Origin of the sequence: Fibrobacter sp. UWB4, assembly GCF_002210345.1 — a bacterium.
GTDB lineage: Bacteria > Fibrobacterota > Fibrobacteria > Fibrobacterales > Fibrobacteraceae > Fibrobacter.
The window spans coordinates 134,541-147,571 of the sequence record NZ_MWQI01000004.1 but is presented as its reverse complement, the minus strand read 5'-3'; the positions used below and the strand labels follow the sequence as shown (position 1 = coordinate 147,571).

The following is a 13,031-nucleotide window of genomic DNA, read 5'->3' as shown; positions in this document are numbered from 1 at the left end:
CCCGAATTTATACACCATTTCTAGGGTGTAGCTGAGAATCGTGGATTCATTTTCTTTTTTTATTTTAAAGAAATCATAAATAAAACAGAATGGAATGGTTATCCCAAATAAAACAACGCAAAAAAAAGGTACATCAAATAAAATAAGATATGCTAAGCAAAATGGCAGGAACCAAGAAATTAATGATACAGGAATTTCATATTTGTTTTGGCAAAATAATTGCCATTTGTTAGTTGGAATCTTTTCAAAAAACGAAATTTCATTACAGGTGCGCATAACAAGCAACGGAAATAGAAAAAGAATGTTTTCGCCTACTATAATCAGGCTATTCGTCAATCCCTTCACATAAAAGCGAAATAAAACGAAGAAACTGAACAAAAACATCACAGCACTCGTGAGTATTTTGTCATCTTTTTCCCCTTTTCGAAAAATACTTGAGTAAAATAGATCAAAACTCAGTAAGAAAAATGACTGTATTTCAACAGCAAGATAATTTGAGCTTAAAGATGCGAGGGAAAATTTGATTATTTGCACCCAAGAAAATTTTTTCGTCCCCCATAGGAGCCAATCGAATAGTAGAACAAAAATCATTACAAAAAAAAGAAAAAAAGTCTCGTTTTCATTAAAACTCTTATTTGTCCCAAACAAGTAAAATAAATGCACATAAATGACAAAATCACTTAAAAAGATAAACAAGGGAAAAATCTTGCTAAAGATCATTCTTCTTTGTGATTCATAATAAAGAAAATTAAGCATATAATACGTTTTTTTTCACTAACGCAATCGGTTAGCTTATTTAACTTGCATACAAGTATACTCTAAAGAAAACGAAAAATCAAGTCTTTATCTTGTTTTGTTTCTTAATTTTTCTTATATCCAGTGCGTTTTAGAGAGCGGTATACTCTTGAACGGGTTCTCAACGTCGTTCAAAACCTAAACAAGAGCTTTTTTATGCTGAAAGATGTCTTGCTTGACTGTAATTCGTCATTCTGATTACAAACTGATTGACAATCATTCTAGGAATTCACTTTTCTTTTATTCGCTTCGCGTTCCTTTATAACCGTATGAACAAAGCAATCTATATCTTTTTCATCTTTCACTTCGCTCAGTTTTCTAAAAGTGATTTTCTTTTTTCGAATGGCAAGATCCATAATAGGCTGAATTCCATTTGCTGTCAATACGAAAGGAACGAAGTCAAAGCATTTGTTCTTTTCAAAGTCTCTTTTAAACAAATCTTTAAATTTGGAATTTACAACGTCCATTCTATGCCATCGCTGATCATCTATATAAATACTATAATCATCGCTCATTCCAGATGTTTGAAAACGTTGCTTCACGGCGTCTAAATCTGAACATAAACAGACGCAATAGGAATCTGAATCATCATCTTCTATTATATGAATGGATATCTCATCATTGACATCTTCATCGCCAAATCGTTTTTTCCAATCAGAAAATATTTTTAGTCCTTCCTGCTGATTATTAAATGCTAATCCCAAAAGTGGTGGTTGCGATTCGTCTTCATAACTTGCATAGCCAACATAATTCCAGGAAGCCTTATTCCAAAGTTCAACATCAATAACGCTTGTGACAAGAAGTCTTGCACCTTCCTTTGTATTTTTCGGGGGCAAACTTGGACGTTTTCCTAAAGGAGGTTTCTTATGTTTTTTTATTCCTAAAAGACGATTTACCAAATCTTGTTTTTTTAGGGGATATTTAAGATTATAGAATGTAAATCCCTTCAACGGCGTTAATATATGTTTTTCATCTTCAACAGAAAAAACAATCGGTATAAACTTATTGGAAACGCAACCTTCTTCATAAAGAAGATTTTCTATTAGCGAAGTCTCCCATTTAACACCCAAACCGACAGATGGAGCCGTTTGCAAGGAAGCTTTTTGCAGATAAGGCTCAGAACAGACAACCAAGACATACTCCGCCTCTCTAATCTGTTTTTCCATCCATTTCGGCCACCCTTCAGGAGGACTTTCCTCATATTGGTCAATATTGCAATCTACTCCTTGCGATCTTAGATAGTCAGATAATTCTAAAACCTGATCACAAAAACTGTCGGAATCATGACTATAGCTTATAAAGACCATTTTATACTCCAAATTCCCCGCACATGAGTTTTGTGAGAAGGGTGTCGCGGAGGATGGTCAGGTTTTGATTTTGTTGTCGAATAAGGCGTATCTGACGAAACATCGGCTGAATAATTTCATCAAAAGCTTTTGATGTTTTCTCATTAGGAATGATTGCCGTCAATCCATTTAAACGTCCTTGACTGATCTTAAGCTGGACAGCTCCCGTAACGATTTCCTGAACTTTTGTCATTGAAAAGAACAGATAAAGCATTTCTACAGAGTATCCACTTTTTCCTGTTAAAATATGTGCGTGGTTATTTACCCAAAATTTTCCTTCAACGTACTGCAAAATTGGGAAACCATCCTTGTCAACAACGGTTCCATCTTCCCCCAGCAAAAGATAAATTCCATCAAAAATATAATCTTCAACATAATCCATGCATGATGTAGCACCATAATAGGGATATATCTTTTTCATGGAATCGCGTTGCATGCTGGAAAGAGGGATTCTTTTAGAATCATGCGATACTATGATATCTGCTACCGTTCCCATTTTCCAATCCTCCGGCATTTCACCGCCGAATGGTTCAAAATCAATGAACCAGTTTTTGAAGATTGCTTGGGCTTGTTCCTCTAAATTCCTGTTTATCGCATTGTTGAGTTCGATTTTGTCATCAAGGGATGATAGAATTTTGGCGATGCGTTGCTGTTCTGCTAGTGGGGGTAATTTTATAGTTAATCCAAGCAATGCGTCATTCGTTAAACTTGCTCGTGTGCTCATTGATCCTGCAAAAGCCTGAAAGTTCTTTCTGAATTCAGGATTTCGCATATAGTAGCCAACATATTTCGGATCAACATCAATATCTTTATTATATTGACGCATCCTTTTGCAGAATCCGTTATAAGTTGCTTTAGGAATATCTTTCAAGGCAACACAGCTCATCCCCAATTCATCGGCAGTTTCGCTAGTTCTTGTAACAAGAATATCGCCTGCTTTAATGGAATAACTTTCTTGCTCGGATTCTGTTGTTTGAGCTAGATCTGTTATTATTTCGGGAATAAACCATTTGTTAAAAACTGTAGAAAATGAAATGAATGGATAACCGGATCCAAAGAATTCTCGTCCTTTGGATAAGCCGTTGTGAACTTCGTAGATTTCACCGAGTTTATATTCTTTCCATTCCGTTTTGCTCATTCTCTGTTCTCTTCAAAATCTTTAAGGCTTTAGATCCTCGTAATTTCTTGGATTGCTTTGTCGCTTTCGCTCCTCGCAATGACGTTTGTTGTGTCGATGCGTCTCTGTTTGCTTTCGGGGTTTTAGGGGCGGAGCCCCTAGGCGAGGGGGTAGGAAAAGACTACAGGCTTTGCCGAGGGGGAGGCTTCCCCCACCTGGGGCATTACATCTTGAATCCGAGACCCTCCAGGTTCTTCTTGATTTGTTTTTCGAGGTCGTGGCTTTTCGCAAACATTTCGGAGAGTTCGCCGGTGAGGCGGACCATTTTCTGCTCGAAGGGTTCGTCATCTTGCACGGTGTCTTCGATGCCGACGTAGCGGCCGGGGGTGAGGATGTAGTCCTGCTTGGCGATGTCTGCGGTTTCGACTACGGCGCAGAAGCCTTTTTCGTCTTGGAGTTTGCCTTTCTGGAATTTCTCGAAGGTGCTCGCGAGGCGTTCGATGTCCTGTTCGCTGAGGTCGCGGTGCTTGCGGTCCACCATGTGGCCCATATTGCGGGCGTCAATGAAGAGCGTCTTGCCTTTCTGCTTTTTGCCTCGGCTTATAAACCAGAGCGTGACGGGGATGGTGACGCTGTAGAAGAGCTGGGTGGGCATGGCGACTATGCCTTCGACGAGGTCCGCTTCGATGATGCGTTTGCGGATTTCGCCTTCGCCGCCGGTTTGCGTGCTGAGCGCGCCGTTCGCAAGTACGAGCCCGATTTTTCCGCCGGGTGCAAGGTGGTAGATCATGTGTTCGATCCATGCAAAGTTCGCGTTGCCTGCAGGCGGGAGGCCGTATTGCCAGCGCGGGTCTTCTTGCAGTTGTTCCTGACCCCAGTTTTTAAGGTTGAAGGGCGGGTTCGCCATGATGAAGTCGAAGCGTTCGTTGGCGTGCAGGTCGTGGAAGAACGTGTCTTCGTGGTGTTCGCCGAAGTTCGCGTCGATGCCGCGGATGGCCATATTCATTTTCGCCATTTTCCAGGTATCGGCGTTGGCCTCCTGGCCGTAAACACTTACGTTGTTGCGGTTACCGCTGTGATCCTGGATAAACTTGATGCTCTGCACGAACATACCGCCGGAACCGCAGCAGGGGTCATAGACGCGTTTGCCTTCGCTCGGCTTGAGAATTTCGACGATGGTTTTCACAACGCTTGCGGGGGTGTAGAATTCACCGCCCTTGACGCCTTCGTAGCTTGCGAATTGTGCGATGCAGTATTCGTAGGTGCGGCCGAGCAAATCCTTGCTTGCCTCGGTGTCGCTCATGTCCATGTTGCTGAACACATCGACCACATTGCCGAGCACGCGCTTGTCGAGGTCGGGGGCCGCGTAGTTCTTGGGAAGCACGCCTTTGAGCGCCTTGTTGTTCTTCTCGACTTCGATCATCGCCTGGTCGAGAATCTTGCCGATTTCGGGAGTATGGGCGGCTTTCGCGATTTCGGACCAGCGGGCGTTTTGTGGAACAAAGAAGATGTTTTCGCTCACGTATTCGTCAAGATCTTCTTCGAAACCTTCACCTTCGGCGACTAGTTCGTTGTAGCGTTTTTCGAATGCGGCCGAAATGTAGCGCAAGAAGATGAGCCCGGTGAAAATTTTGCGGTAGTCCGCTGCAGGGATGTGCCCCCAGAGTTCGCAAGCGGCGTTCCAGATTTGCTGTTCAAAGCCGAGAGTCGCCGAGGATTGCGACGATTTTGCCGATTTCGAGATACGTGCCATGTATTAAAGCCTTTTCTTTTGAAAGCAATATAAAAAAATCCCAGCCTTTGCGGCCGGGATTAACAAAGCTCTAGACCCATCGACTTCAGCGCATTTCCATTCGCCTCCGCCGATAAAGTGATGCCCGCTCGGAGGCGGGCATGACAAATACGTTTACTTCTGCAAATTCAAACTTGCATTAGCAGCACCGTACAAACTAATGCTATAATCCTTGATGAGGTACACCGGGATCTTGTTCAAGAGCGGGCGGATGTTCGGATTGTAGTTCTTTTCGAACCAGGTCATGAACAAGTTATCGCGTTCGAGCCAGCGGAGGTCCTTCTGCACCGTTCCACCTGCGAGGTAGAAACCACCGAGCGGGAGGAACAACGTGCAAGCGTCGCTAGCGAAGCGGGCAAGCATCTTCACGAACATGCGCATCATTTCGGCAGCGACCGGATCGGTATCACTTGCGCGGCTGATGTACTTCGGACGGTTATGCCAATCGGTTTCTTCAATCTTCTTGAAGGCATCGTTCTGCGGAACGCCCTTCGTGTCGCGCCACCATTCATAGAGATGAGCAAGGCCCATACCAGAGACGAGCGGTTCAACGCCCGGCACCGTGCCGATGCGCTTTTCCATGTAGTCGCGGAAGTCCTGAGTTTCCTTGTCGAACGGAGCAAATGTGGAGTGGCCGCCTTCGGAGCAAGCCGGGATGTACTTCTGACCGTCAAATGCGAGGAAGCCAACGCCCATGCCCGTACCCGGACCAATCACAGCCTTCGTTGCAGCCTGCGGCTTCGGTTCGCTACCGTCGGTGTGCTTGAACTTGAGGATCTGTTTCGGGTCATCGACGTCGAGGGTCGGGATGCCATAGCTAATGGCCATAAAGTCGTTAATCACGAGGGTCGGAATGCCGGTTGCATTCGTGATGGCATCGCCGTCGACGCACCACGGGAGGTTGGTCATGACGCACTTGTTGTTTGCCACCGGACCTGCGGCGCTGATGCAGATGTGGGACGGCTTCAAATCCGCGCGGTTTTCGACTGCTGCCTTGAGCGTTTCACAGATCGGGGTGTCAAGTCCTTCAATGCACTGGCTCGGGCAAACGGTTTCGAGAATGAGCGTAAACTTGCCATCCTTGTAGCCCACAAGACCAAGGTTCGTATTCGTACCACCGATATCACCCGCCAAAACGAGACGGTCAAACTTAGCATCGGGATTAAGCCATTTAATTTCCATAATTTAAAACTCCATGTTTTACGTTCAGGAATATAGTTTTTTCTCAAGGAAATAGGAGATTCCCGATTAAATCGGGAATGACAAGTGCGTATTTATGCGTATGTAACAAAAACAACCGATTTACTCCGCTCAAAAAATATACATTAAGCCCATAGGGACCTATTTATATTGAGTAGGCTTCAGTTCACATTTAACAAGTAGAGAACATGCGCGCTATTCTTGCACTCTTTTATTACATCGTCGTTTTCACCATTATGGTTGTCGCGGGTATCCCCTATACCCTCTATTGCGGTATCCGCGGGCACTGGGAAGACTGCACCAAGATTTGCTCTTTTTCATTCCAGAAGATCATTTTCAAGCTTTTCGGCATCAAGGTTTCGGTCAAGGGCGCCGAAAACATCCCGCAGGGCATCAACTACGTCATCGTTGCAAACCACCAGAGCTTTTTGGACATCAACGTCATCTGGCACTCCATCACGACGGCTTCGTTCATGGCGAAGGCAAGCCTCTGGAAGGCTCCCGTGTTCGGCTGGGTTCTGAACCGTTCCGGCAACATTCCTATCCACAAGAACCCGCGCAAGAACGCTGGCCTCGGCAAAATCCTCAAGAAGCGCCTCGAAAGCAACTACAACATCGTCGTGTTCCCTGAAGGCCACCGCACCGAAGACGGCCACATGCTCAAGTTCCAAAATGGAATTTTCCGCTTGGCAAAAGAACAGCATTTTGCGATTTTACCAGTTACATTTATTAACACCGGAAAGATTCTCCCGAAGGTCAAGTGGGCAGTCTATTCCGGCACCGTCGAGATGGTCGTTCACCCGCTGATCCGTTATGAAGATTACGCCGACAAGCCGATGGCCGATCTGCGCGACGAAACCCATGATTTGATTGAATCCGCTATGCCGTACAAGCAGGCGGAACTTGCCGCAGCAAAAGAAGCGGCAACTGAAAACAAGGAGGCTTAATTATGGCTAAGGAATTACCGAGCGAAGAACAAATTATTGCAATCCTTCGTGACGAACCTATGGTAGGGAGCCAGCTCCGCAGCGCTCTCGGCCTCCCGAAAAAACAGAAGATGGCTTTTAAGCAACTCCTCGCCGACATGATCGAGCGTGGCGTTCTCAAGCGTTCTGCCCACAAGGAATACCAACTGGGCGATGGCGAACCGCTCGAAGACAAGCGCGAGAAGCGCCGCAAGAAACTTGCAGAGCAGGGAGTCGAAGACAATCGCCGTCCGGGCGCACGTAGCCGCCGTCAGACCGAAAAGGATTCCGGCACACGCGTCAAGCGCGGCATTCTGCACCAGACCGGTGACGAAGACTGGCAGGTGACCGAAATCGATACCGGCAAGGTGTACGAGATGTGCCACCGCAGGCAGGCGCCGGGCAAGGAAGGCGAGACCATCAGCTTCACGCTTTATCCGCACCCGAAGCTCAAGCACAGCTACTTGGCAAAGGTGGACCGCTCTGCCGAAATCATGAACGTGACTTGGGACGAAGTCAAGACAAAGTTTATGGAAGAGAGCAATCTTCCGAAAGGCTTTAGCCCCGCTATTGAAAAGTACGTGGCCTCCATTACAGAACCGACCGAAAAGGATTTCAAGGGCCGCGTGGATTATCGCAAGCTTGACATTCTTTGCATTGACCCCGAAGGCGCCATGGACCACGACGATGCTATCAGCGTGGAACGCAAGCCGAATGGTGGTTACAAGCTCGGCGTACACATCGCCGACGTGAGCTACTACGTGCCTGAAGGATCTGACCTCGACGAAGAAGCTCTTGAAAGAAGTTATACGCAATACTTGCCGTGGACCGCAGTGCCGATGCTCCCGGAAAAGCTTTCAAGCGGCGTTTGCAGCTTGCACGAAGGTGTGGACCGTTGCGCATTCACCTGCATGATCGACTTGGACAAGGAAGCAAACGTTCTCGGTTGGGATTTCCATCGCAGTGTCGTGAACATCACGAAGGGCATCACGTACCAGCAGGCCGTGAAGATGATGGAAGAAGGCGACGATTCCATCAAGGCTCTTGCCGAAGTGACCGCGCTCCTCAAGAGGAACCGCACTAAGGATGGCTTGCTCGAATTCCAGACAACTGAATACGGTTGCAAGTTTGACGAAAACGGTGAACCGGTCCAGATTTTCCCGCGCGAACACGATGAATCGAATTCCTGGGTGGAAGAGTGCATGCTCATCGCGAACAATTGCTGCGCCAAGGAACTCAAGCAGCGCAAGCTGCAAGGCATTTACCGTATCCATGAAGCTCCGGACACGAAGGACATCATGGAACTCTATTACATGTACCCGGACCTGTTCAAGGACGCTCCGGTGATGTTGCGTGACTTGGGTAAGCCGCGCAGTGGCGATACAAACTTGAACCCGGTAGCCTTCAAGCTTTACGAACACTTGGTCAAGCGCGCCGCTGGCGACGAGACGCTCACAAACCGCATTTTGCGCAGTATGCAGAAGGCTCACTACGACTCCAACAGCTTCGGGCACTTCGCCTTGAACTGGCAGGATTACAGCCACTTCACTTCGCCGATCCGCCGTTACGCGGACCTTTGGTGCCATCGTGAACTCGCCCGCAAGGGTAAGGAAATTGACGCCGAACGCGTGAACAGCGTGATCGAAGTCTGCGACTTGATTTCAGCAAACGAAATCAAGAACATGAAGGTGGAACGCATCTCTATCAAGGTGTGCAGCTGCTGGATTTTGAAGAGCCGCATTGGCGATAGCTTCGAAGCAAGCGTTACGGGCATCGAAGAATGGGGCATCTATGTTTCCATCGACGATCCGATTGCCGAAGGTCTTGTGCGCTACCGCGATATCACGGGCGATGACTTCTACGTGTTCAATCCGGATCAGGGTCTTGCATTTGGCAAGCGTAGCGGCCGCACCTTCCGCCGTGGCGACAAGGTGATGGTTCAACTCCTCAGAGTTGACCCATTGCGCGGTCAGGCTGACTTCAGCATCACCGAAAAGCTGAGTCCTGAACCGAAGAAGCGCCGTACCCGCGAAGATACCGAACGCGACATTCGCAATTTCAATGAAAGAGCTGACCGCGCTGCGGCCGCCGAAGCACTCGGCTATGTGAGCCAGCCAGACGAAGACGACGATTACGAACCGGAATACGTTTCTCGCGGTCGCCGTGGACGTCGCGATTTCGATGGTCCGATTTTCGAACGCACCGGTCGCGATTCTCGTGAACGTGGCAGTTTCCGCAAGGGCCGTGACGAATTCGATGAAGGTCGCCGCTCCGACAAGCGTGGGAAACGCAGTTCTGAAAAACGTGACTTTGAAAAGCGCGGAACCCGTGATTTCGGCGAAGGATTCCATGTAGCCAGCGAACCGCGCGAAGCAAGACGCGGCCGCAGATCGAGCGAAAAAGGTCGCGGGCGCAGCAGTCGCGGAGGCCGCAGGGGAAGATAGTTGATGGACGCATGCAATAAAGTCGCCCTCTACGCCAGTTACCAAACCGGGGAAGACCTCCCCGGCTATGTTCGCTTTGCGCTCAAGCATCTTGCGGAGACCGACTTCAAGATCGTTCTCCTCACAAATCGCCGAACGCTTTCGAACGACACCTACGATTTTCTGAAAGAAAACCACATTGAACTTTTCCTCACCGAAAATCGCGGATTTGACTTTGGCATGTGGCGGCGTTATTTGCAGCTGCAAGCGAACCGCACAGACGTTGCCGGCAACTACGTTCCCGGTCTCATCACGCGTGACGTGGAACGCTTGCTGCTCATCAACGATTCCATCGTCTATTACCAGAACAAGTTCAAGGAATTCTTTGAACGCGCCGAAAACAGCAATGCCGATGTCGTCTCGCTCACGAGCAATGACGAGTTTGCACCGCATCTGCAATCATTCTTCTTGTACATGAAGCCCGCCGCACTCGGCGTGTTCTTCTTGCACATTTTCGAGACTCCCGAACAGACCGAATTCTACGATGTCACGCGTAAGCTCGAAGTCGGCTTGAGCGAAAAATTCACCGAAGCCGAAGTCATCATGGAATCGCTCTACCACACGGAACGCCCCGTGTTCTTCGCCTACGACGAACTGATTGCACAAGGTGCTGGGTTCGTGAAGCGCAAGCTCCTGGAACGCCGTTTCAACTACGAAGAAAAAAAGCACTTCGTACGCCATCACGCCTACGACGCCCTCAACAAGGACTACACAACCCTCATTCTCAACGCAGGGATAGATGCAGACTTTGACAAGAGCTGGCTCCCCCAGAGCAATGAAACCCGCACCGAGCGCATCAAGGATTTCATCTGGGAAAAAGGTTTCCAGCTCGTCGGCTACCCCGCCAAACGGCTGATTGACAAGCTGAAAAAATAAAAAACGAAAAAAAGTTTAAAATTGACAATTTGCTGACATCTCTTTTTTTTATCTTATGAAAGGAGACTAAGGTACATGATGTGGCGTTGGGACCAGGGCAGATTAAAATATTTTCAGTTCGATACATTACGGGAAATCGCAAAGGTTCTCGTAAAATTCGATCATCTTAATCTGGGATCCATTGAAGACAAGTTTAGGCAAAACATAATGGCCGACACCGGGATGCCTTTTGCACCCGACAGAAAAGATTACCCGATCAAGCGAAATTACAAACGTGTTTTCCAGTGTGCGTTTCTTGCTACATTCCCTACCAAAGGTCCCCAGGAAAACACCCTTTTCATCACTGATTTTTGTAGAGATTTGGCATCCGACAACGGGCTGATCAAAAATGTAGATGACTATTTTTTGAGATACATTCCAAAATTCAGTTTTCCATTCCCTGCTTTTGACGGCTACAATCCGAACGAGACAAGAACATATCCGTTTTGCGCCATTCTAAAATTTCTTATTGCACGGCAAGAGCTTGGTCTAGAGTCAAAAATTTCTCTTGACGAAGTCGCCAGATATATTGTAGCAAACAAATGCACAGGCAAAGAAGATTTGGACTTTTATAAAAATCTCACTCCAAACGACTGTGATGAGGATCTTAGACAAGTTAGAGAAATGCTTATATTTTTTAGCCAGCTAAGCATTCTGAAGTATTACAACAAACATTTATATCTCGAACCATTATCCAAGTCCACCAAGAAAGACCTTCTCCATACGGTATTGGTTCCCGAAAACCGGGATCCAGCAAGCGACGCACTAGATGAGTTTATGCAAATGACTCGTCTGGACTCTAAATCTGTTACGCCAGAAATAGAAGCCTTTACAGACGCGCCTTTAGACCTTGAATTCATCGAAGGCGACCGGAAGAAGGTTGAGCACTTTAGAATTGAAAGAAGCTCCCTGTTGCGGAAATATTATAGAGACAAAAACCCTGAAGCCAAATGCCAATTATGTCAAAAAGATATGAGAGGGGTTTATCCGTGGACAGACTACATGCTAGAGATTCATCATTTACTACCTTTGGCATCTACGATAAAAATTTCAACTAGCGGGACATCCCTGGATGATGTCATAGGCTTGTGCCCTTCCTGCCATAAGGCCATTCACATATATTATCGAAACTGGTTAAAAGAACATAACAAATCTGATTTCAGCACAAAAGAAGAAGCTAAAGAAATATTCTCATCTGCATTATCTGCAATAAAGAACGCATGAAAAAGAAACTAACGATCGATAAACAAGAAAATCTTCTAAACAAATCTATCGAGCAGCATCTCGATTTTTCAGAGTTGCTAAATGATCAGGAACTTTCTTATGACGACTTGTCTTACACGCAAGACGACTATATTCCCAAAGAATGTTTAGAGAAAATAGAATGTCTGGATGACATCCCCAAAGCGCAGGACAATATACCTGCGGTCAGTTTCTTTTCTGGAGCGGGCGGCCTAGATATCGGCTTTAGCTACGCAGGAATACAGACGAAAATTTCCATTGAATTCAACGAAACATTTTGCAATACCCTGAGAAAAAACGACCCTTCAAAAATTGTGATCGGTCCGCCCAATTACAGCGGCGATATCAGCAAAAGAGAAGAACTAGCAAAGATTCTTGCTGAAAATGGCATAAGTGAAAATTTCGAGGGTGTTTTTCACGGAGGTCCTCCTTGCCAGTCGTTTAGCATTGCCGCAAACCAAAGGTTCAACAAGGAGGGTGAAAATTTCAAGAGAAAAGGCTTTGACGACGAAGAAAAGGGAATGCTAATCTTTGATTATATCTGGTTCATCAAAAAATTCAAGCCCAAAGCTTTTTTGATTGAAAATGTGGAAGGCATTTTGGAATGCGATTCTACAGGCAAAATAAAAAAGGCGCTGGACGATTTGAAAAAACTCGGATATAAAATAGCAGGTCCCCGGATCTTTGATGCCTCGTATTACGGAGTTCCCCAAAAAAGAAAACGCTTTATCGTGATTGGTTCACGTACAGAAGACGCTGTTGTTCTACCCGAACCAGCAAAAAAACAGACGCCTTGCGGCCCTGTCTTTATGCGCGACTTGAAATCAACAACAAGCCATATCACTAGAGAACACACCGCAGAATCCATCAAGCGATATATGCTTCTGAGCTACGGCCAGCGGGATAAATTGGGACGCGTTGACAGGTTAGACCCAAGAGAGCCTTCTAAAACTGTAATTGCGGGCGGGACAAAAGGCGGCGGCCGTTCTCATTTGCACCCATTCCATCCAAGAACTTTGTCTGTAAGAGAATGTGCCCGGCTGCAAACATTTCCAGACAGCTATGAATTTACAGGAGCAAATGCTCGTCAATTTACCCAGGTCGGGAACGCTGTACCGCCTTTATTAGCATATAAATTAGCGTGTGCCATAAAAGCCGTTTTCCACCAAGAATAAA

9 protein-coding genes are annotated in these 13,031 nt (G+C 46.5%); 5 read left to right on the top strand and 4 right to left on the bottom strand.

Features of this window, described 5'->3' with window-relative positions; all coding sequences use genetic code 11:
- Window positions 1-1,016: 1,016 nt before the first annotated feature.
- From B7990_RS08775 to B7990_RS08760, 4 genes are all read right to left on the bottom strand, one after another.
- A complete protein-coding gene (locus B7990_RS08775) occupies window positions 1,017-2,102 on the bottom strand; it encodes a toll/interleukin-1 receptor domain-containing protein (RefSeq protein ID WP_088640596.1) in 1,086 nt (361 codons plus the stop codon).
- Window position 2,103: 1 nt separating this feature from the next.
- On the bottom strand, window positions 2,104-3,279 hold the full coding sequence (locus B7990_RS08770; protein WP_088640595.1) for a restriction endonuclease subunit S: 1,176 nt from the start codon (window positions 3,277-3,279) through the stop codon (window positions 2,104-2,106).
- Between the two features lie 202 nt (window positions 3,280-3,481).
- Window positions 3,482-5,011: a class I SAM-dependent DNA methyltransferase gene (locus B7990_RS08765; RefSeq protein WP_088640594.1), complete on the bottom strand. Its 1,530-nt coding sequence runs from the start codon at window positions 5,009-5,011 to the stop codon at window positions 3,482-3,484.
- A 153-nt stretch (window positions 5,012-5,164) separates the two neighbouring features.
- Window positions 5,165-6,232 (bottom strand): glucokinase, encoded by a 1,068-nt coding sequence (locus B7990_RS08760; RefSeq protein ID WP_088640593.1) that lies wholly within the window; start codon window positions 6,230-6,232, stop codon window positions 5,165-5,167.
- Between the two features lie 206 nt (window positions 6,233-6,438).
- Here B7990_RS08760 and B7990_RS08755 point away from each other — a divergent pair, with 206 nt between their 5' ends.
- The 5 genes from B7990_RS08755 (at window position 6,439) to B7990_RS08735 (ending at window position 13,030) form a co-directional block, all read left to right on the top strand.
- Entirely contained in the window at window positions 6,439-7,197 is a 759-nt protein-coding gene (locus B7990_RS08755) for a 1-acyl-sn-glycerol-3-phosphate acyltransferase (RefSeq protein ID WP_088640592.1), read from the top strand.
- Window positions 7,198-7,199: 2 nt separating this feature from the next.
- Entirely contained in the window at window positions 7,200-9,659 is a 2,460-nt protein-coding gene (locus B7990_RS08750; RefSeq protein ID WP_088640591.1) for a ribonuclease R family protein, read from the top strand.
- Between the two features lie 3 nt (window positions 9,660-9,662).
- Window positions 9,663-10,574 carry a hypothetical protein gene (locus tag B7990_RS08745; RefSeq protein ID WP_088640654.1) on the top strand — a complete coding sequence of 304 codons (912 nt, stop codon included), beginning with the start codon at window positions 9,663-9,665 and terminating at the stop codon, window positions 10,572-10,574.
- 75 nt (window positions 10,575-10,649) lie between these two features.
- The gene (locus tag B7990_RS08740; RefSeq protein ID WP_088640590.1) at window positions 10,650-11,837 is read left to right on the top strand and encodes an HNH endonuclease; all 1,188 of its coding nucleotides are present in this window, start codon (window positions 10,650-10,652) and stop codon (window positions 11,835-11,837) included.
- A complete protein-coding gene (locus tag B7990_RS08735) occupies window positions 11,834-13,030 on the top strand; it encodes a DNA cytosine methyltransferase (protein WP_088640589.1) in 1,197 nt (398 codons plus the stop codon). Before B7990_RS08740 ends, B7990_RS08735 begins: the two co-directional genes overlap by 4 nt.
- Window position 13,031: the final 1 nt, after the last annotated feature.

Bases quoted from the DNA above. Each gene is read 5' to 3' on its own strand.
- B7990_RS08735 (WP_088640589.1), top strand. From the start codon at position 11,834: ATGAAAAAGAAACTAACGATCGATAAACAAGAAAATCTTCTAAACAAA.
- B7990_RS08740 (WP_088640590.1), top strand. From the start codon at position 10,650: ATGATGTGGCGTTGGGACCAGGGCAGATTAAAATATTTTCAGTTCGAT.
- B7990_RS08750 (WP_088640591.1), top strand. From the start codon at position 7,200: ATGGCTAAGGAATTACCGAGCGAAGAACAAATTATTGCAATCCTTCGT.
- B7990_RS08765 (WP_088640594.1), bottom strand. From the start codon at position 5,011: ATGGCACGTATCTCGAAATCGGCAAAATCGTCGCAATCCTCGGCGACT.
- B7990_RS08775 (WP_088640596.1), bottom strand. From the start codon at position 2,102: ATGGTCTTTATAAGCTATAGTCATGATTCCGACAGTTTTTGTGATCAG.
- B7990_RS08760 (WP_088640593.1), bottom strand. From the start codon at position 6,232: ATGGAAATTAAATGGCTTAATCCCGATGCTAAGTTTGACCGTCTCGTT.
- B7990_RS08770 (WP_088640595.1), bottom strand. From the start codon at position 3,279: ATGAGCAAAACGGAATGGAAAGAATATAAACTCGGTGAAATCTACGAA.
- B7990_RS08755 (WP_088640592.1), top strand. From the start codon at position 6,439: ATGCGCGCTATTCTTGCACTCTTTTATTACATCGTCGTTTTCACCATT.
- B7990_RS08745 (WP_088640654.1), top strand. From the start codon at position 9,663: ATGGACGCATGCAATAAAGTCGCCCTCTACGCCAGTTACCAAACCGGG.